Genomic DNA, 18,638 nt, shown 5'->3' with positions numbered 1-18,638 from the left:
TGAGTCTCAGTCTTCGTCGATGTGTGCCAGTTTGTCCGGGTTCGTTACGCCGTAGATGCCGCGGACCCGGTCATCGCCCGGGGTCAGGTCGAGGACCATCACGGCGAACGGGGAGTGTTCGTTGAAGACCACCGCGGACGGGTCGCCGTTCACGGTGCGGTAGCGGACGGCCAGGTCCTCGGGCAGGCGCGACGTCACGTTCGTGATGAGGCGGGCGACCTTGTCCCGGCCCTTGACCGGGCGGAGGCCGCCCGTCTTTCCGCCGCCGTCGGTCCACATCGTCACGTCCGGCGCGAGGAGTTCCAGCAGGGCGCCGATGTCGCCGCCGAACGCCGCGGCCACGAAGCGTTCGGTCACCTGCCGCTGCACCCGCGGGTCCGCCTGGTAGCGCGGGCGGCGGGCCTGGACGTGCGAGCGGGCGCGGTGGGCGAGCTGCCGTACCGCGGACGGTGACCGGTCCAGGATCTCCGCGATCTCGGGGTGGGCGTACCCGAACACCTCGTGCAGCACGAATACCGCCCGCTCCAGCGGCGTCAGCGTCTCCAGCACCACGAGCATCGCCATGGAGACCGACTCGCCCCGTACGGTCTGTTCCGAGGCGTCCTCCGCGGTGTCGGTGACCAGCGGATCGGGCAGCCAGGGGCCGACATAACTCTCCCGGCGGCGGTTGATCGTCGCCTGCCGGGCCAGCGCCTGGTTCACCGCGATGCGCACGAGGTACGCCCGCGGGCTGGTGATCGACGGGGAGGGCCAGGCGCCCGACCACGCCAGCCACGTCTCCTGCAGCACGTCCTCGGTGTCGGCGACGGTGCCGAGCATGTTGTAGACGACGGAGAACAGCAGCTCGCGGTGGTCCACGAACATTTCGGTCGCGGCGTCCCCCGGAGCCGTCTCGGGCCGATTCGCCTCGCCTGAAGGTCGGTTCATGCTCGCGCCTCCTGTGCACTCACCCACCTGAGAGGCATTCCGACCCCTGAAGTGTGACATCCGGGGCCACGTGACTCGTGTCACGCCCGGAGACGTCACACTCTCCCGCCCTCGGGCTCTCTTGTGCTTCGGAGTCTCGAGAAAGAGGAACCCGATGAACAGATGGCGGGGGAATCCATGGGCGATCCTGGCGGTGCTGGCGCTCGGATTCTTCATGACGCTGCTGGACCTGACGATCGTCAACATCGCGATCCCGGACATGGTCGACCGGCTGGGCGCGTCACTGGACCAGATCCTCTGGGTGGTCAACGCGTACGCGCTGGCGCTGGCGGTGCTGCTGATCACCGCCGGGCGCCTCGGTGATCTGCGGGGCAAGCGGACCCTCTACCTGTCCGGCGTCGCCGTCTTCACCCTGGCGAGCCTGGCCTGCGGCCTCTCCCAGGGGCCGGGGGAGCTGATCGCCTTCCGCGCGGTGCAGGGCGTCGGGGCGGCGATGTTGCTCCCGCAGACGCTGTCGATGATCGTCGAGGTGTTCCCGGCCGGGAGGCGCGGAGCGGCGCTCGGCATCTGGGGCGCCACCGCGGGCCTGTCCGGGGCGGCCGGGCCGAGCGTCGGCGGGCTGCTGGTCAGCCGCCTCGACTGGCGGTGGATCTTCTTCGTCAACGTGCCGGTGGGCGTGGTCGTGATCGTCGCGGGACTGCTGGTCCTGCCCGGAGCACGGCGTACGGTACGGCACCGCTTCGACGTGCCCGGCGTGCTGCTCGCCTCCGCGTCGCTGTTCTGCCTGGCGTTCGGGCTGATCGAGGGCGAGAAGTACGACTGGAACGCCGGGATCTGGGCGACGATCGCCGCGTCCGCCCTGCTCCTGGCCGGGTTCCTGGTCCACCAGCGCGGCCGGCAGGACGGCGAGCCGCTGGTCCCCTTCTCCCTGTTCCGCGACCGCGGGTTCACGGTCGTCAACGGCGTCGGCATCGCGGTGTCGTTCGGCGTCGTGGGGCTGTCCCTGCCGCTGACCATCTACCTGCAGTCGGTACTCGGCTTCAGCGCGCAGCGGGCCGGGCTCGTGATGCTGGCCCTGGCCGGCGGGTCGGTCGTCAGCGCGGGGCCGGCCGGGGTGCTGTCCGAGCGGCTCGGCGCGAAGTACCTGCTGATGACCGGCATGACGGCGTTCGCGGGCGGGCTGGTGTGGGTGGCCGTGGTCGCGGACGCCGGCGGGAGCGGCGTCGACGTCCTGGCGCCGCTGTTCCTCACCGGGCTGGGCGCCGGCTGCACGTTCACGCCGATGGCCTCGGAGGTCATGCGCAACGTACCGGCCGAGTTGTCCGGCGCGGCCTCCGGCGTCAACAACGCGCTGCGGCAGGTCGGGTCGGTGCTCGCCGGGGCCGTCGTCGGCGCGGTGCTCCAGGCGCGCCTCGCCACCGCGCTGCGGGAACAGGCACACGAGCGCGCCGCCGAGCTCCCGCCGTCCGCCCGGGGTCCGTTCGTCCGTGGCTTCGACCAGGCGGGCCGCCATCTGGAGGCGGGCGGTCAGAGCGGCGTGAAGCCGCCCGCCGGCGGACCGGCGGACCTGGCCCATCGCGTCGAGGCCGTCGCCGGACAGGTGTTCGGGCACGGGTTCGTCGAGGCGATGCGGCCCACGATGCTCGTCGCCGCGGGCGTGCTCCTCGCGGGGGTGCTCGCCTGCCTGGCCCTCCGGCGCGTACGCGAGCCGTCCGCCAACCCGCACGGCCTTCCACTCACCGAAGACGAACCGCAGGGGATCCGATGACCGACCAGATCGATTTCACGATGATGTACGTCACGCACGACGCGTTCCGCCGCGACCTCGCGCGCCTGGAGGCTGCGGTCGCCGACGGGCGGGCCGCCACACCCCAGGTGCGGGCGGGCTGGGACAACTTCACGGCCCAGCTCCACGTCCACCACACCGTCGAGGACGAGTGGCTGTGGCCCCGCCTCACCGAACTGGTCAAGGACCGGCCCGGCGCGCTGGCGCTGCTGGCCGACATGGAGGCCGAGCACGCGCGGCTCGATCCGCTGCTGGAGGGGCTCGGCCGCGCGCTGGCGGCGAACGCCGCCGACCTGGCCCAGCGCGTCGAGACGCTCGCGGCCGTGCTCGACCGGCACCTCGAACACGAGGAGGACGAGGCGCTGCCGCTGATCCAGGAGGTGATGACGCCCGCCGACTGGAAGGAGTTCGGGCGCGCGATGGCCCGCCGCCAGGGCGTGAAGGGCGCCGCGGCGTACGTGCCGTGGATCACCGACGGGATCCCGCGCGCCGACCGCCGCCGGTTCCTCTCTCACCTGCCCGCGCCCGTACGGGCGGTCAACCGGCTCGCGTGGACGCCGCGGTACCGCCGCCGGCGCCTGTGGAACCCACCGGGGTCAGGCGGCCTGAGACCGACGAAGGCCGCCTGACGCGCGTCAGAAGGCACGGCCGCCTGGAGGAGATGTGGTGGCAGGTAGGGAGAAGCGACGGCGTCGATCCACTGGGACGCGGTGATCTGTCAGTCCAGGAGTTCCGCGGCGAGGGCGGCGGCGAAGGCGTCGACGTCGTCCTCGGTCGTGTCGAAGGAGCACACCCAGCGGACCTCGCCGGTCGCCGGGTCCCACAGCTCGAAGCGGTACCGCTCTCCCAGGCGCGCGGCGACCCGCGGGTCCAGCCGGGCGAAGACCGCGTTCGCCTGCGGCACGCGCGGGATCACGACGCCCGGCAGGTCGCGTACGGCCGCGTACAGCCGGGCGGCCATCGCGTTGGCGTGCCCGGCGCTGCGGAGCCACAGGTCGTCCTCCAGCAGCGCGATGAACTGGGCGGAGACGAACCGCATCTTCGAGGACAGCTGCATCGCGGCCTTGCGGAGGTAGGGCATTCCCGGGGCGGCCTCGGGGGAGAGCGCCACGACGACCTCCCCGTACAGCAGGCCGTTCTTGGTGCCGCCGAATGACAGCATGTCCACGCCCGCGTCGGTGGTGAGGGCGCGGAAGGGCAGGTCGAGGGCTGCGGCGGCGTTCGCGAGCCGGGTGCCGTCGACGTGCACGAGCATGCCGAGTTCGTGGGCGTGCGCGCAGATCTCGGTGATCTCCTCGGCCGTGTAGACCGTGCCGAGTTCGGTGCTCTGGGTCAGGGAGACGACGCGTGGCTGGGCGCGGTGCTCGTCGCCCTGCCCGTGGGCCTGCCGGTCGATCAGTTCCGGGGTCAGCTTGCCGTCGGGGGCCGGCACCGGCAGCAGCTTCAGCCCGGCCACCTTCTCCGGCGCGCCGCCCTCGTCGAGGTGGATGTGGGCGGTCTCGGCACAGATCACCGCCGACCAGGGGTCGGTCAGCGCCCGCAGGCCGATCACGTTGGCGCCCGTGCCGTTGAAGACCGGGTACGCCTCGGCCCGCTCGCCGAAACGTTCCTTGAACATCTCGCGCAGCCGTGCGGTGTACACGTCACCGCCGTACGAGGGCTGGTGACCGCCGTTGGCCACGCCGATCGCGGCGAGGACCTCCGGGTGAACGCCGGCGCAGTTGTCGCTGTTGAAGCCCCGCGCGGAGGAATCATGCAAAGAGATCATGGCGCCGCCAAGTATCCCATCTCGCCATCTTTCGTCCTCAGGGCGGGAGGTCGGCGGCTCCTGCGGAGCAGCGAAGCGGACAAAGAGGTCGATGGGGTAAGTGTTGCGACAGGCGGCAATATGACCGGAGGGTAAAGGCTTGTTACTAAAGCGGCATAAGCGTCTTGTGGGCGATAGTGTGCCCGATGCGCCAATGATGTTTCCGTCTCATGGCGTGTCAATGACCACTCCTCAGCAGGAGGAATTCCCCATGCGCCTGAAGAAGGCGAGTCTGACCCTGGCCGGAGCCGCCGCGGCCGTCGCCGTCACCACGATGGCCGCCGCTCCCGCCTGGGCGTGCAGCGACCGTGACCCCGCTCTGCGGCTCCGCTCGCTCTGCGGCAAGGACGGCCAGGCCCTCTGGCTGCTGAGCAACCCCAACGGCTGGGGCGCCGTGCCCGCCACGTGGGCCGACAACAAGGGCGGCCACAGCCAGGGCAAGATCAGCGTGCCCGCCCGCGGCACCGTCGTGCTCGCGACGCACGCCGCCAAGGTGATCGTCACCGCCTACCGTCCCGACCAGCGGACCATGCCGGTCTGGCAGCGGCACGGTGCGATCGGCCTGCTCACGCAGCACTGCAAGGGCACCAAGCCCACGGCTCCGCCGTCGGAGAAGCCCAAGCCGACCCCGAAGCCGAGCAGGACCAGCGAGGCCCCCAAGCCGGTCACCCCGCCGAGCGGTGAGGCGCGTCCCGCGACTCCCGTGAAGGCCCAGCCCCAGTTCACCGGCTGACGAAGATCGAAAAGGCCGGCCCGGGAGCGTCCGTGTTCCCGGGCCGGCCGTCTCACCGACGTCATCGAGGAGCAGGACCGATGTCAATCAGCCCGGGAATGCGAGCGGCCGCCGTCGCGGCCGGCGCCGCGCTGAGCCTCACCCTGGCCGGCTGCGGCGGTTCCGATCACAAGGCGGCGAGCGGCAAACCGGCCGGGGACGCCCCCGCGGCCAAGCCGAGCACGGCGTCGTACGACTTCGGGAACGGCCCCAGCACGATCGCCACCGCGCGGAACGCGACGGTCGACATCTACAAGGAGGCCGGCGACCCGTCGCCGAGCATCAAGCTGCAGAGCCCGAACCCCGACGGCGCACCCCGCGTGTTCCTCGTGATGGACAGCAAGCCCGGATGGCTGCACGTCTTCCTCCCGGTGCAGCCGAACGGCAGCACCGGCTGGATCACCACGCGCGAGGTCCGCACCGCCAAGACCGACTACTGGCTCCAGGTGCTCCAGTCGGGCCACCGGCTGAAGCTCTACCGGGGCAAGAAGATGCTGATCAGCACCCCGGCGGCGATCGGCAAGTCCGACACCCCGACGCCCGGCGGCGCCTACTACCTCACCGAACTGCTCCAGCCGCCGAACCCGAACGGCGACTACGGCCCGTACGCGTACGGGCTGTCCGGGCAGTCGACCGCGCTCACCCAGTTCAACGGCCACGACCCGGTCATCGGCATCCACGGCACCAACCAGCCGAAGCTGCTGGGCACCTCGGTCAGCCACGGGTGCGTGCGGATCAGCAACGCGATGATCACGAAGCTGGCGAAGACGCTGCCGCTCGGCACTCCGGTCCAGATCTCCGCCTGAGCGCGGCCGGACGGAGAAGAAGCAGCACCACCAGCAGCAACAGCAGCGCACCGGGCACCACGTACGGCAGGGGCCCGGTGCGCAGCCATGTGCCGCCGAACCGCACCGCCAACCCCGGCAGGCAGCCGACCGTGGCGACCAGCGCGCGGGTGAGCTGCACCCAGTCCAGCCGGCTCGCGGGCGCCAGGGCCACCAGCGGCAGCACCAACGCCTCGTACCACGGGTAGTAGACCGGCGTCGTCACCACCCAGGCCGTGCAGACCGCCAGCGCCGGTCCCAGCCAGACCGGGCCGCGCGTGGGGTCGCGCAGGAGCCGGGCCGCCACCACGGCCGCGAGCACGACCGCGGCCAACGGCAGCCAGGACGGGAGCCGGCCGAGGACCGGCACGAGCAACTGCCAGGGAGTGTTCCAGGACGGCGACCGGCCACGGTGCGCCAGCGCGACGATCCCGGCGCCCCCGGCGATCGCGTACGACGCGGCGAGGACGGTCGCCGCGCCCACGCCGAGCGCGACGAGCGCCCGCGGCGACCGGCGCAGCGACCAGACCGCCACCGCGCCGAGCAGCAGGTACGGCGCCTTGACCGCACCGGCGGCGCCGAGCAGGACGCCCGCCGTCCCGCTCCGCCAGAGGCTCCGGCACACCGACGGGCCGGCCACCGCCAGCCCGGTCACCGCAAGGCCGGCCGCGAGCCCGTCGACGTGGGCGCCGCCGATCAGCGCCCAGAGCAGCAGCGGGTTCAGCGTCCACAGCAGGTGCACGCGGGCCCGGGAGCCGGGGCCCGCGAGCCGGGCGAGCGCCAGCGCCGCGGCCAGGAAGGCCAGGGCGTTCCAGACCTTCAGCCAGAACACCGTCGCGGTCGCCGAGCCGCCCGACAGCGTCGCCGCGGCCCATTCGGTGCCCGTCGCCAGCGGCCCGTACACCGACGGCGTGTCCTGCCACGGCTCCGGCGCCAGCGCGCCCACCCGGTCGCCCGTCGCGCGGAACTCCCGCGGCGTCATGACGTGCGGGTCGTGGCCGAGGGCCGCCATCCGCCCGTACACGGCGTAGTCCATCGTGTCGGTCGTGCCCATCGGCGGTGCGGCGACCAGGACGCCGACCGCCAGCAGGCCGCCGGCCACCAGACCACGGGGCCGGGGACCGCCGCGCCCCGCCGCCAGCCCCGCGACGACACCGGAGAACCCGCTGATCATCGCCGCCCACAGCAGGGCGGTGGCCCACACGTCGGAGGTGTACGGCCAGGTCAGGCGCGGGAAGACGCCGTCGCCGTCCATGGCCGGCACCGCCGACGGAAAGCGGCAGGCCCCGACGAGCGCCATCAACGCGACGCTGAGCGCGATGCCGCCGTACGTGACGCCTACGAGGACCCGTCTCATCGGACTCAGGCCGCGTGCTCCGCCGGCGTCGCTCCGAGGACGGCCTGGTAGTGGCCGATGAGCTCGTCGCAGATGCCGGCCCAGCCGCGGCCGTGCACGGACAGCCGCGCGTGGCCGCCCATCCGGGTCCGCATGCCGGGATCGGACGCCAGCGCCGCGACGGCGGCGCGCATCGCGGCCGGATCGTCGGGCGGGTACAGCAGGCCGTTGTGGCCCGGCCGTACGAGGTCCAGCGGGCCGCCCGAGGCGGGCGCGACGACCGGCAGCCCCGCGGCGAGTCCCTCCTGCACCGCCTGGCCGAAGGTCTCGTCCGCGCCGGTGTGCACGAACACGTCCAGGGACGCGACCAGCTCCGACAGCTCCTGGCCGGTACGGAAACCGGTGAAGATCGCCTCGGGCAGCAGCCGCTCCAGCCGCCGCCGGGCCGGGCCGTCCCCGACCACGACGAGGCGTACGCCCGGCAGGCCGGCCAGGTGGGCGAGCATCCACGGCCGTTTCTCGGTGGCGAGCCGCCCGACGTATCCGACGAGCACCTCACCGCCGGGTGCCAGGCGCTCGCGCAGCTCCGCCGACCGGTGCCGGGGATGGAAGCGCTCGTCGTCGACTCCGCGGGCCCACAGCGCGAGCCGGGGGAAGCCGCGTTTGCGCAGCTCGTCCAGTGTCGGCCGGGACGGCGCCAGTGTACGGTCGGTCCGCTCGTAGATGTGCCGGAGCCAGGCCCACACCAGCGAGTCGGCGCCGCGCAGGCCGTACCGGCGGGCGAAGCCGACGAGGTCGGTCTGGAACACCGCCACCGTCGGCACGCCGAGCCGGCGGGCGGCCGCCACCCCGGAGGTGCCGAGCATGAGCGGCGAGGCGAGATGCACGACGTCGGGCCGGAAGTCGCGCAGTGTCGGCGTCACGTGCCGGCTGGGCAGCCCGACGACGAACGAACGGTAGAAGGGAAGGGGAACCCCGGCTGTCAGCCGCAGCCGGTCGTCGTGGCCGTCCGGACCCGGGCCCGGCGCCACTACGAGCGCCTCGTGCCCGCGGCGGGTCAGGTGCTCCAGGACCCGGCAGACGGAGTTGGTCACGCCGTTGACGTGGGGCAGGAACGACTCAGTGACTATCGCGATCCTCACGGCCGTGAGCGTGACCGCGCCGCGCTACGGCGTCACCGCGTCGCGGCACCGTGCTGGGAAACATTGCGGAAACGTCGTCGGTGATCTTCTTGCCGATGGGCCCCGCCGAACGCGAGTCCTGCGATAACGCCGGTTGTCTCCGTGCCTGGGTGCGTTTCTGGGGTTACTGATACTCGGCGGGGGCTATGTACGATCTGATGCGAAATTACGACTCTCGACGGTGCTGTACCGGCTTGGGTTATTTGTCACGATTCGGCAACCATCTGTGCCGCCATCTTCAGTCGACCATGGGGTCTCGCGACAATCACCCCTTGTTCATCATTTCGGGCGAAACGTAGCCCGACCTGTAAGGGGGTTTCGTGAAGAAGCTTCTTGCCGTGGCCGCGACGGCCGGGCTGGGCCTCACCGGCCTCGGTCTCGGCGCCACAAGCGCGTCCGCGACCACGGGAACGTCGGGGGCGTTCCATCCGGCGAGCCTCGCGTGGCATACCTGCCAGGCGGACATCCTGAACGGCGCCAAGGCCTACGACAGCCTCGGCCCCGTCCAGGTATCGAAGATCATCCAGTGCGCCGAGCTCCAGGTTCCGCTGGACTACGCGCACCCGGACGGACAGAAGATCACTCTTGAGCTGACCCGGCTGCCGCACCAGGGCTCGGGCGCGGCCAAGGGCGACATCCTGGTCAACCCGGGTGGCCCGGGCGGTGAGGGCGCCCTGTTCGGCGCGAGCGTCTACGCGCGCAACTCCGCCCCGATGCAGGCGGCGTACAACGTCATCGGCTTCGACCCGCGCGGCGTCGGGTTCAGCACGCCCAAGCTGACCTGCGACGTCGACTACAGCAACGCCCCGCGGCCGGAGTACGGCACGGGCGGCCGCCAGGACGACGCCACCTGGCTGGAGAAGTCCAAGAACTACGCCGACGCGTGCGCGCGCAAGTTCGGCCGCGGCGCCAAGGTCGACCTGCTCGACCACATCAAGACGATCGACTCCGTCCACGACATGGACACGATCCGCCAGGCGCTGGGCCACCAGAAGCTCGACTACTACGGCGCCTCCTACGGCACCTACCTCGGCCAGGTCTACGCCACCGTCTTCGGGCAGAACGTCGGCCGCATGGTCCTCGACGGCAACGTCACCCCCAAGAACGTCTGGTACGACGCCCAGCTCACCCAGGACGTCGCGTTCAACAAGAACATGGACTACTACTTCGGCTGGATCGCCAAGTACGACTCCACCTACCATCTGGGCACCACCCAGGCCGCCGTCCGCAGCTATTACTACGCGCTCCAGGACAAGCTGGCCGCGCACCCGCTGACGTACACCTCCGGCGGCAACACCGTCGCGGTCGGCGAGGACGAGCTGGTGGACAACATCCAGAACGCGGCCTACCGCCGCAGCCAGGCGGTCTGGAACAGCTACGCGGCGGCGCTGTCGGCCTACAAGGCCGGTGACGTCGCGACCTTCGCCGGGACGTTCGGCGCCCCGACGACGGGCGGCAGCGACGACAACACCTTCGCCGTCTACAACGCCGTCCAGTGCAGCGACACCCAGTGGCCGACGAGCTGGAACAAGTGGCACGCCGACGCCGTCCGCGTCAACCGGACCAACCCGTTCCTGACCTGGAGCAACGTCTGGTTCAACGCGCCGTGCCTGTTCTGGGGCGCCAAGGCCGGCACCCCGGTCAAGGTCGGCCAGAGCAAGAACCTGCCGAGCAACATCCTGATGTTCCAGGCCACCGACGACGCCGCCACGCCGTACGCGGGCGCGCTGGAGCTGCACAAGGTCCTCCGCGGCTCGCACCTGGTGGTCCAGGACGGCGACCGTACGCACTGCATCGTCCACCGCAGCGACCTGCGTCCCGGGGGCGTCGACTCCTACTTCGACGCCTACTTCCTGAACGGCACCCTGCCGAAGGCCGACACTGTGCACGTCTCGCAGCTCGGTGACCCGACGCCGCCCGCCGCCACCCAGAGCGGGCAGGCGGGGGCGCGGACCAGGTAACCCGTACGAGAGGAGGCTCCCGGGCAGGCCCGGGGGCCTCCTCTTCGCGTTCCTCAATCCTTCTCGGCGGCGACGGCGGAGGCGGAGAGGAGCGTCGCAGCGGCGAGGCCGCCCCAGAGGACGGCCGAGCCGTGTGGTGCGAGAGCGGTGATGACCGCCGGGGAGACGGCGAGGCCGAAACCGGTGGAGAGCTGGAAGCGGGCGAGGGCGCGTCCCAGGACATGGGCCGGGGCGAGGGCGGTGACGAGCGCGGTGGCGCTGCCGGCATAGATGATCTCGCCGATGGTGCAGACCACGGACACCGCGGCGACGGCCGGCGCACCCCAGCCGTGTCCCAGTGAGGTGGCCGCGAGGAAGCCGAGGTAGGACGCGGTGAGCACCACGCCGGAGAGAGCCAGCACGGCCCGCCGGGAGAAGCGGGACGTCAGGACGGTGACCGGTACCTGCAGGGTGACCACCAGCACCGTGTTGGCCACGAAGATGGCCGCCGGCCACACCGGGGACGCGTGCATCCGTGTCACCAGGACCAGCGGGAGCGCGACCTCGGGGACGTTGAGGCAGAAGACGTAGATCACGTTGGCGGCCGGCAGCACGCCCATCCGAGGTGCCGGCCCGGCGTCCGTGCCCTCGGCCGGGGCGGCGGCCGGCCGCGCACGGAGGTGGACCGACCACGCCAGGGCCGCCGCGGCGAGATAGGCGAGCCCGGTGACGGCCGCCAGCGCCTGCAGCGCGGATGCGCCGCCCGTCAGGCAGGCGGTGGCGAGGAGCGCACCCGCGCCCAGGCCGGCGTTGCGCAGGGCGCGGCCTCCGGCGAGAGCGGCGTCGCGTTCCCGGCCGTGGGCCACCGTGGCCACGAGAGCCGCGTGGGCGGCCGGCCATGCCTGGTTGCCGATGCCGAGGAAGAGCGCCGCCGCCGCGAACGGCCAGACGTGCCCCGCCGGGGCGGCCAGCAGGAGCGCCACGCCCAGCGTCCGCACCAGCATCGACGCCGCCACGACCGTGCTGCGCGCGCCCCGGTCCAGCCAGCGGCCCACCGCGGGCATGCACACCAGGCCCATGACGATGCCGACCGTCATGGCGGTGCCGGTGACCGGCGCGGACAGCCTCAGCGCCGTCACGCCGTAGAGCAGCAGAAAGGGCCGCAGCAGGCCGGTGCCGAGCGCGTCCACGGCCAGGGCGACGGCATAGCGGGGGCCTCCGGAGGCACGGACGAGGGCACGGGGCTGGATTCTGGTGATGGTCGCCATGACGTCAGACGGTGCGTTCGGCCACCGGCCCGGGTCCCGTCGGTTGACGGATTCCGTCAACCGACGCACGTCACAGGTCATCCGGTCGGTGATGCTGAGGGGGTGACACTGAGGATCGACATCAGCGGCCTGCCGTCCGAGCGAGTGCGGTTCGCCGCCTCCCCGCTGGCCGAGCTGACCGCGATGCTGCACGTGCTGGCCGAGCCCGGTCACCATCCGCAGTACGCCGGCTGGGCCGCGGACGTCTGGGCCGGGCTGCGGCCGGAGCTGGCCGAGCGGCTCAGGGAGGCGGAGTTCCTCTGGCGTTCCTCACAGGCCGACTTCCTGATCCCCGCGCGGCCCCGGCCGACCCTCGCCGAGGAGCTGGACGACGTGGACCGGATCGACGACGAGAAGTATGTGACCGCCGCGCTCGTCACCACCTGCGGCAGCAACCGGGTCCATTTCCCCGGGGCGTCGCCGCTCACCGACACGACCGCGCGCGAGCGGGCCCTGGACGTGGCCCAGGCCCGCGGCGCGCTGCAGGAGGCCTTCGCGGAACGGCTGCTCGCGGACCCGGCCGCGGTGCGGGCGCGGGTGCGCCACACCTTCGAAGAATGCGCCGAGGCATTCTTCGACGGCGCCTGGGCGGGCGTCGCGGTGCGGCTCGCCACCGATCTGCGCCTGAAGAACGAACTGCTCAGGCGCCAGGGCATCGGTGCGGCGCTCGCCTCGGTCTCCGGCGCGGTCGCCCTGGCGCCGGACGGCGACCGCATCATCGTGGACAAGGTGCAGGACAAGGCGACCGCCGCCCGTGGCGCCGGGGTCACCTTCATCCCCAGCGTCTTCGGCCGCCCGCACCTGGTGGCGGTCCACGCGCCCGGGTGGCATCCGGTGGTGCAGTACCCCGTCGCCGAGCCGGGTCCGGCGGAACCGGTCTCCCTGGAGACGGTCACCCTCCGGCTGGAGGCGCTCGCGCATCCGGTACGGCTGCGGCTGCTGCGCACCCTGGCCCGCGGCCCGCACACCACCGGCGAGCTGGCTCACTTCTGGGAACTCTCACCCCCGGAGGTCTCCCGCCACCTCGCCGTCCTGCGCCGCGCGGGCCTGCTCACGGCCCGGCGGCACGGTCGTTACGTCCGTTACACCCTCAACCTTCCCGATCTGACGGCGCTGGGCGCCGACCTGCTGGCGGCCGTCCTGCGTTGAGCGGTCCTTCGCGACGGCGGTCATTGCGGACGGAAAGTGGCCGCAATCGTCCCTACTGTCACTCGTGACGGCCAAGAGAGAGGGACGAAGGACATGACCAGCACGCTCGACACCGTGACCGACGAGACCGCGACCCTGCTGACGGCACTGGCCCAGCAGCGCTTCTTCCTGCGCCACACGGTGCGCGACCTGACCGACGAGCAGGCGGGACGCCGTACGACGGCGAGCGAGCTGTGCCTCGGCGGCCTGATCAAGCACGTCACGGAGGTCGAGAGCGCGTGGATGGACTTCGTCGTCGACGGCGACGGCACCGTCGCCACGGGCGGGAAGAACCAGGACGGCCGGTTCCGCATGCTGCCGGGCGAGACCCTCGCGGACGTGCTCGCCGGCTACGAGAAGGCCGCCCGCCGCACCGAGGAGATCGTGACGGGCCTGCCCGACCTGGAGGCGTCCCGCCCGCTGCCCGAGGCGCCCTGGTTCGAGCCCGGCACGCGCTGGTCGGCCCGCCGCGTGCTGCTCCACATCCTCGCCGAGACCGCACAGCACGCCGGCCACGCCGACATCATCCGCGAGTCCCTCGACGGCGCCAAGACCATGGGCTGACCGCGGCCGGTGCTCACGCCTCGGAGGACGGGGGCTCCGAGGCGTGCTCGGCGGCGAGCCGGGCCAGCTCGACGCGGGACGCGATGCCCAGCTTGCGGAACACCTGGCGCAGGTGGAACTTCACCGTGTGCGGCGAGACGAACATCTGCGTCGCGACCTGCGGGTTCGTCAGGCCCTGTGCGGCCAGGACGGCGACGTTCCGCTCGGTCTCGGTCAGGCTCGACCAGCCGGAGAGCGGACGTTCCGCCTGCGTCCAGTGGCGGCGCCGTACGCCGAGCCGGCGCAGCCGGGCCCGGATCCGGGCAGCGTCGCGCAGCGCGCCGATCCGCTGGTACCCCTCCAGCGCCCGGTCCAGGGCCTCGATCGCCGCGTCGTCGTCCACGCGGCCCCGCGACCCGGCCAGCAGGACGCCGAGGTCCTCCGCCGCCGAGGCCCGGCTCCACGGGCTCGGGTGGGTCGCGGCGGCGTGGGCCAGCGTCACCCGGTCGCCGCGCAGGACGCCGCGGGCGTGCGCGGCCGCGGCGGCCAGCGCCGAGAAGCCCGTGTTGTCGCGGGCGAGCTGCTCGGCGGTCACGGCGACCGCCTCGGCGGAGGACCGGTCCCCGGCGGCGAGCGCCGTACGGGCCAGCCAGGCGGCGGCGTCGGGCTCGGACATCAGCAGCCAGCGTCGTTCGTTCAGGTCGGCGCAGACGGGGCGGAGGATCTCAAAGGCCCTGGCCGGACCCTCGCGCGCCTCGGCGAGCGTCGCCAGCGGCCACCGCGCCCAGGCCTTCCCGAGCCTCGTGCCGGCCCGGTACCGCTCCTCGTACCGCTGGGCGTGTCCGGCGGCGGCGTCCAGCTCGCCACGCCGCACGGCGACGGCGACCAGCACCGCGAGGCCCAGCAGCATGAACGCGTTCGTGCCCATCTGCTCGGCGACCGCCAGGCCCGCCTGCGCCTCGGCCGCGGCGTCGTCGAGCCGGCCCTCGGCGAGCCGCAGCCGCGCCCGGAAGATCGCGGGCGTGGCCGCGTACGCGCTCTGGCCGAACTCGGCGATCTCCGCGGCGATCTGGTTGAGCTGGGCGTCGGCCTCCTCCAGCCGCCGCATGTCGGTGAGCAGGGTGGCCAGGTGCAGACGAGGGTGGACGCGCCCCGCCGAGGCGTCGTCGCGGGGCGCGATGCGGACCGCCTCGCGTACGTGGCTGATCCCCTCGGCGGCCTGACCGTCGCCCCAGGCGATGTAGGAGAACAGCATCCGCGCGCCCACCTGGGCGGCGCGGTCGTGCCGCCGGCCGGAGTCGATGATCTCCTCGGCCAGTTCCCGCCCCCGCCGGAAGTCGTGGGTGGCGTACAGGGCGCGCAGGAACACCTGCTCGGCCAGGCCGCGCTTGTCGCCGATCAGGTCCGGCTGGGCGAGCGCCTGCTCGGCCTCGGCCGCCGCGTCCGCCGGCCGGCCGGCCAGCAGCAGGGCGTACGCCAGCTCGGACCGGAGCCGCGCGGCCTGCCCGGGGTGGCGGGCCTGGCCGATCGCGGTACGGGCGAAGTCGGTGGCCTCGGGCAGCCGCCCGCAGGTCGTCAGGGCGTAGACCGCCGTCACCGTACGGTCGACGCGGTCCGGATCGCCGGGCATGGTCAGTTCGAGGGCCCGTACGGCGAGGTCGGCGGCGCTCTGCGGGGAGGACGGCAGGACCTCGCGTACGGCCTGGTCGAGCCCTTTCAGGGCGTGGCCGTCGCCGGGCCGGGCGTAGTGCATGAGGTGGGCGGCGGCGGGGATGGCCGAGCCGCCGCGTCGCAGTAGCATCTCCGCGGCCTGCCGGTGCAGCGCGTGGCGGACCGGCACGGTGACGGTCTCGGTCACGGCCTGCCAGAGCAACTCGTGCCGGAACGTCAGCTGGTCACCCGCGGCGGCCACCACGGCCGCCGACTCCGCCTCCTCCAGGGCGGGCAGCAGGCGGCTGGGCGGCTCGTCGAACATCTCCGCCAGGTCGTCCACGCGGAACGAGCGTCCCAGCACGGCGGCGACCTGGAGCAGGTGCCGGGTGTGCGGGCACAGCCGGCCCAGCCGGCTGCGCGCGATCTCCTGCATCCGCCGGGGCAACTGCCGCGACACCAGCGTGACCTCGCCGTCGGCGACCCGCACCGCGTTCTCGTCCTGGAGGCCGTGCAACAGCTCCACCAGCAGGAACGGGTTGCCGCCGGTCGCCGCCGTCATCGCGAGCAGCTCGGGTCCGGGCGCGGCGCCGAGCACGTCGCCGATCACCTCGCCCACCGCCCGGTCGCTCAACGGCTCCAGGACGATGCGGGCGGCCCCCTCCCGCGCCAGGATCTCGAACACCCGGTCGGCGTCGGACTCGGCGATCCCCGTCGTCCGGGCCAGGATCCACACCAGGGGGTAGGAGGCCAGCTCCGGCACGATCGACCGGAGCGCGAGCAGGGTGGTCGGGTCGGCCCACTGCAGATCGTCGAGCGCGATCAGGAACGGGCCGTGCGCCGCGCGTTCCTCCAGGCGGCTCTGCAACCGCTCGAGCAGGCGCAGCCGCAGGTCGGCCGTTTCCGCGGTGGTGTCCAGGCCCTCACGGAGCGTCTGCGGGGACTCCCCGAGGGCGGCCATCAGCGGGACGAGCGGTGCGAGCCGGCTCGGCTCGTCCGCCGCGCCGTGTGCGAGCATGAATCCGCGGGCGGCCGCCGCCTCGACGGCGTCGGAGAGCAGCCTGCTCTTGCCCATGCCGGCCTGGCCCTCGACGAGGAGCACCGCGCCCCGGCTGCGCTGGGCGGCCTCGATCGCGGCGGTGACGGCCCGCCACTCCCGGCTGCGGCCGCGCCAGCCGCGCCGCGACGGTCGTTCGAGGTCGGCTCCGGCCTGTGAGTCGAAGGCGTGCGTGCTCGCCGCCGTGAGTCCGTGAGACACCAGATTTACAACCTACCTGGTCAGGGCCCCTGCGGGCCTGTCCGGTGGACGCGCGGACAGGCATGGGTCGGGTGCGCGCCGGTGGTGGGCACGAGGTGGATCCGGCCGGCGGGCCTCAGCACGTTCCCCCGTGACGTTGCTGAGGCCTCGCCGGCCCGTGCCCTCGCGAGGTCCGCGGCGACGCCGGCCGCCGGTCAGGTCTTCCGGCACCGCTGAGCCGCCGCCCCCAGTCGGGCTCAGTCGGCCGGAACGTCCGCGTCGCGGACCCTCGAAGCGAGGACACACTTGAATTGTTCGTTTCTACGGTCGGTTCCGTATCAGCCACCTGGGCAGGTTGCGGATCCCGTATACAGTTCGGTCCGGGTGGGTCCGGCGCGGGGTCCTCAGGCCAGCCGCTCCAGCACGGTGGCGTTGGCGAGCCCGCCGGCCTCGCACATGGTCTGCAGGGCGTAGCGCGCGCCGCGTTGCCGCATGGCGTTCACCAGTGTGGTCATCAGGCGGGTGCCGCTGGCGCCGAGGGGATGGCCGAGCGCGATCGCGCCGCCGTTGACGTTGACCTTGGCGGGGTCGGCGCCGGTCTCCTGCAGCCAGGCCAGCACCACACTCGCGAACGCCTCGTTGACCTCGAACAGGTCGATGTCCTCCAGCCGCAGCCCGGTGCGGCGCAGCACCTTCTCGGTGGCCGGGATGACGCCCGCCAGCATCAGCAGCGGGTCCGAGCCGGTCACCGCGAACCCGTGCAGCCGGGCCAGCGGCCGCAGCCCCAGCCGCTTCGCGGTCTCGCTCGAGGTGATCAGTACCGCCGAGGCGCCGTCGTTGATCGGGCTGCTGTTGCCGGCCGTCACCGACCACTCGATCTGCGGGAAGCGCTCGGCGTACGCCGGGTCCTCGAAGGCCGGGCGGAGGCCGGCGAGCACCTCCGGCGTCGTGCCGGGCCGTACGGACTCGTCCCCGCTGATCAGGCCCGCGTCGGTGTGCACCGGAACGAGCTCGGTCTCGAACCGGCCGTCGGCGTGCGCCTCGGCGGCCCTGCGATGCGACAGTGTCGCGAACTCATCCATCCGTTCCCGGCTGAGCGACCACTTGGCGGCGATCAGCTCCGCGCTGATGCCCTGGGGGACCAGGCCCTCGGGGAACCGCCGGGCGAGGCCCGGCCCGAACGGATCGGCGCCCGCCGGCACGTTCGACCACATCGGAACCCGGCTCATCGACTCGATCCCGCAGGCGATGACCAGGTCGTACGCGCCGGAGATCACGCCCTGGGCGGCGAAGTGGACGGCCTGCTGGGACGAGCCGCACTGCCGGTCGACCGTGGTCGCCGGGACCGAGTCGGGGAACCCGGCCGAGAGCCAGGCGTTGCGCGTGGTGTTCATGGCCTGCTCGCCGACCTGGTCGACGCAGCCGCCGATCACGTCGTCGACCAGCTCCGGGTCGATCCCGCTGCGGCCGACCAGGGCGCGCAGGGTGTGAGCGAGCAGCTCGACCGGGTGCACGCTCGCGAGCGTGCCGGTCGGCCGTCCCTTGCCGATCGGCGTGCGTACGGCCTCGACGATCACGGCGTCGCGCATGGCTCTTCGCCTCCCACGAGGTTGGTTTGGAAATCCAACTAACGGTAGGCCGGAGTGAGTTGGAAAAGCAAACTTGTGGTCTTACGGTGGGGACATGGCCACGCCACGCCCCTGCTCGATCGCCGACGCGCTCGCCGTCATCGGCGAGAAGTACTCCCTGCTCGTGCTGCGCGAGGTGTTCTGGGGCGTCCGGCGCTTCAACGACATCGCTCGCAACGTGGGAGCGCCCCGCGACGTGCTGACCGCGCGCCTCAACCACCTCGTGGCGGCGGGCGTGCTGGAGAAGACCCCGTACAGCCGGCGCCCGCTCCGCTACGAGTACCGTCCGACGGAGGCGGGTCGCGAGCTGCGCGGAGTGCTGCTCACCCTCATGGCCTGGGGCGACCGGCACCTGAGCGAGCGGCCGCCGGTCGTGTTCGAGCACTCCTGCGGCGCCGACCTCGAGCCGGCCGTCGTGTGCCGCTGCTGCGGCGGGGAGATCGCCCCCGAGTCGCTCACGGCGCGTTTCGAGGTCGAGGGCTGGGGCGCGGCCGGGGCCGGCTGAGTACGGG

The 18,638-nt window shown here is 72.7% G+C and carries 15 protein-coding genes; 8 read left to right on the top strand and 7 right to left on the bottom strand.

Features of this window, described 5'->3' with window-relative positions:
• Window positions 1-6: 6 nt before the first annotated feature.
• A complete protein-coding gene (gene sigJ / locus QSK37_RS17345) occupies window positions 7-927 on the bottom strand; it encodes an RNA polymerase sigma factor SigJ (RefSeq protein WP_285621918.1) in 921 nt (306 codons plus the stop codon).
• Window positions 928-1,081: 154 nt separating this feature from the next.
• Between sigJ and QSK37_RS17340 the strand changes: the two genes are divergently transcribed.
• Both QSK37_RS17340 and QSK37_RS17335 read left to right on the top strand, forming a co-directional pair.
• Window positions 1,082-2,695, top strand: a complete 1,614-nt coding sequence (locus QSK37_RS17340) for an MFS transporter (RefSeq protein WP_285621916.1) — start codon at window positions 1,082-1,084, stop codon at window positions 2,693-2,695.
• A complete protein-coding gene (locus QSK37_RS17335; RefSeq protein ID WP_285621914.1) occupies window positions 2,692-3,342 on the top strand; it encodes a hemerythrin domain-containing protein in 651 nt (216 codons plus the stop codon). Before QSK37_RS17340 ends, QSK37_RS17335 begins: the two co-directional genes overlap by 4 nt.
• A gap of 89 nt (window positions 3,343-3,431) precedes the next feature.
• Here the strand turns inward: QSK37_RS17335 and QSK37_RS17330 are convergent, their stop codons facing one another.
• Window positions 3,432-4,481, bottom strand: a complete 1,050-nt coding sequence (locus QSK37_RS17330; RefSeq protein ID WP_285621912.1) for a threonine aldolase family protein — start codon at window positions 4,479-4,481, stop codon at window positions 3,432-3,434.
• A 220-nt stretch (window positions 4,482-4,701) separates the two neighbouring features.
• Between QSK37_RS17330 and QSK37_RS17325 the strand changes: the two genes are divergently transcribed.
• Together QSK37_RS17325 and QSK37_RS17320 are read left to right on the top strand one after the other, a co-directional pair.
• Window positions 4,702-5,253, top strand: coding sequence for an NADH-quinone oxidoreductase subunit E (locus QSK37_RS17325; RefSeq protein ID WP_285621911.1), 552 nt, complete (start codon window positions 4,702-4,704; stop codon window positions 5,251-5,253).
• A gap of 80 nt (window positions 5,254-5,333) precedes the next feature.
• On the top strand, window positions 5,334-6,098 hold the full coding sequence (locus tag QSK37_RS17320; RefSeq protein WP_285621909.1) for a L,D-transpeptidase: 765 nt from the start codon (window positions 5,334-5,336) through the stop codon (window positions 6,096-6,098).
• Here QSK37_RS17320 and mptB read toward each other — a convergent pair.
• Together mptB and QSK37_RS17310 are read right to left on the bottom strand one after the other, a co-directional pair.
• Window positions 6,043-7,473: a polyprenol phosphomannose-dependent alpha 1,6 mannosyltransferase MptB gene (gene mptB, locus QSK37_RS17315; RefSeq protein ID WP_285621906.1), complete on the bottom strand. Its 1,431-nt coding sequence runs from the start codon at window positions 7,471-7,473 to the stop codon at window positions 6,043-6,045. The two genes, QSK37_RS17320 and mptB, sit on opposite strands and share 56 nt — an antisense overlap.
• Before the next feature lie 5 nt (window positions 7,474-7,478).
• The gene (locus QSK37_RS17310; RefSeq protein WP_285621903.1) at window positions 7,479-8,594 is read right to left on the bottom strand and encodes a glycosyltransferase family 4 protein; all 1,116 of its coding nucleotides are present in this window, start codon (window positions 8,592-8,594) and stop codon (window positions 7,479-7,481) included.
• Window positions 8,595-8,953: 359 nt separating this feature from the next.
• Here QSK37_RS17310 and QSK37_RS17305 point away from each other — a divergent pair, with 359 nt between their 5' ends.
• Window positions 8,954-10,594 (top strand): alpha/beta fold hydrolase, encoded by a 1,641-nt coding sequence (locus QSK37_RS17305; protein WP_285621901.1) that lies wholly within the window; start codon window positions 8,954-8,956, stop codon window positions 10,592-10,594.
• A 53-nt stretch (window positions 10,595-10,647) separates the two neighbouring features.
• Here the strand turns inward: QSK37_RS17305 and QSK37_RS17300 are convergent, their stop codons facing one another.
• Complete coding sequence (locus tag QSK37_RS17300) at window positions 10,648-11,841, bottom strand: MFS transporter (protein WP_285621898.1); 1,194 nt, start codon at window positions 11,839-11,841, stop codon at window positions 10,648-10,650.
• A 102-nt stretch (window positions 11,842-11,943) separates the two neighbouring features.
• On the opposite strand from QSK37_RS17300, the gene QSK37_RS17295 reads away from it, so the two are divergent.
• Window positions 11,944-13,029 (top strand): DUF5937 family protein, encoded by a 1,086-nt coding sequence (locus QSK37_RS17295; protein WP_285621895.1) that lies wholly within the window; start codon window positions 11,944-11,946, stop codon window positions 13,027-13,029.
• A gap of 93 nt (window positions 13,030-13,122) precedes the next feature.
• Window positions 13,123-13,632, top strand: a complete 510-nt coding sequence (locus tag QSK37_RS17290) for a DinB family protein (RefSeq protein ID WP_285621892.1) — start codon at window positions 13,123-13,125, stop codon at window positions 13,630-13,632.
• A 13-nt stretch (window positions 13,633-13,645) separates the two neighbouring features.
• On the opposite strand, the gene QSK37_RS17285 is transcribed toward QSK37_RS17290, so the two are convergent.
• Together QSK37_RS17285 and QSK37_RS17280 are read right to left on the bottom strand one after the other, a co-directional pair.
• Window positions 13,646-16,519: a helix-turn-helix transcriptional regulator gene (locus QSK37_RS17285; RefSeq protein WP_285621890.1), complete on the bottom strand. Its 2,874-nt coding sequence runs from the start codon at window positions 16,517-16,519 to the stop codon at window positions 13,646-13,648.
• A gap of 383 nt (window positions 16,520-16,902) precedes the next feature.
• Window positions 16,903-18,087 (bottom strand): thiolase family protein, encoded by a 1,185-nt coding sequence (locus tag QSK37_RS17280; protein ID WP_285621888.1) that lies wholly within the window; start codon window positions 18,085-18,087, stop codon window positions 16,903-16,905.
• A 94-nt stretch (window positions 18,088-18,181) separates the two neighbouring features.
• Between QSK37_RS17280 and QSK37_RS17275 the strand changes: the two genes are divergently transcribed.
• Window positions 18,182-18,631: a winged helix-turn-helix transcriptional regulator gene (locus QSK37_RS17275; protein ID WP_285621885.1), complete on the top strand. Its 450-nt coding sequence runs from the start codon at window positions 18,182-18,184 to the stop codon at window positions 18,629-18,631.
• Window positions 18,632-18,638: the final 7 nt, after the last annotated feature.

This window comes from Actinoallomurus iriomotensis (assembly GCF_030269445.1).
GTDB classification, from domain to species: Bacteria; Actinomycetota; Actinomycetes; order Streptosporangiales; family Streptosporangiaceae; genus Actinoallomurus; species Actinoallomurus iriomotensis.
Note: the sequence above shows the minus strand (reverse complement) of the source record. Positions and strands in the feature narration are given on the sequence as shown.

Bases quoted from the DNA above. Each gene is read 5' to 3' on its own strand.
- sigJ (WP_285621918.1), bottom strand. From the start codon at position 927: ATGAACCGACCTTCAGGCGAGGCGAATCGGCCCGAGACGGCTCCGGGG.
- QSK37_RS17340 (WP_285621916.1), top strand. From the start codon at position 1,082: ATGAACAGATGGCGGGGGAATCCATGGGCGATCCTGGCGGTGCTGGCG.
- QSK37_RS17335 (WP_285621914.1), top strand. From the start codon at position 2,692: ATGACCGACCAGATCGATTTCACGATGATGTACGTCACGCACGACGCG.
- QSK37_RS17330 (WP_285621912.1), bottom strand. From the start codon at position 4,481: ATGATCTCTTTGCATGATTCCTCCGCGCGGGGCTTCAACAGCGACAAC.
- QSK37_RS17325 (WP_285621911.1), top strand. From the start codon at position 4,702: ATGACCACTCCTCAGCAGGAGGAATTCCCCATGCGCCTGAAGAAGGCG.
- QSK37_RS17320 (WP_285621909.1), top strand. From the start codon at position 5,334: ATGTCAATCAGCCCGGGAATGCGAGCGGCCGCCGTCGCGGCCGGCGCC.
- mptB (WP_285621906.1), bottom strand. From the start codon at position 7,473: ATGAGACGGGTCCTCGTAGGCGTCACGTACGGCGGCATCGCGCTCAGC.
- QSK37_RS17300 (WP_285621898.1), bottom strand. From the start codon at position 11,841: ATGGCGACCATCACCAGAATCCAGCCCCGTGCCCTCGTCCGTGCCTCC.
- QSK37_RS17290 (WP_285621892.1), top strand. From the start codon at position 13,123: ATGACCAGCACGCTCGACACCGTGACCGACGAGACCGCGACCCTGCTG.
- QSK37_RS17280 (WP_285621888.1), bottom strand. From the start codon at position 18,087: ATGCGCGACGCCGTGATCGTCGAGGCCGTACGCACGCCGATCGGCAAG.
- QSK37_RS17275 (WP_285621885.1), top strand. From the start codon at position 18,182: ATGGCCACGCCACGCCCCTGCTCGATCGCCGACGCGCTCGCCGTCATC.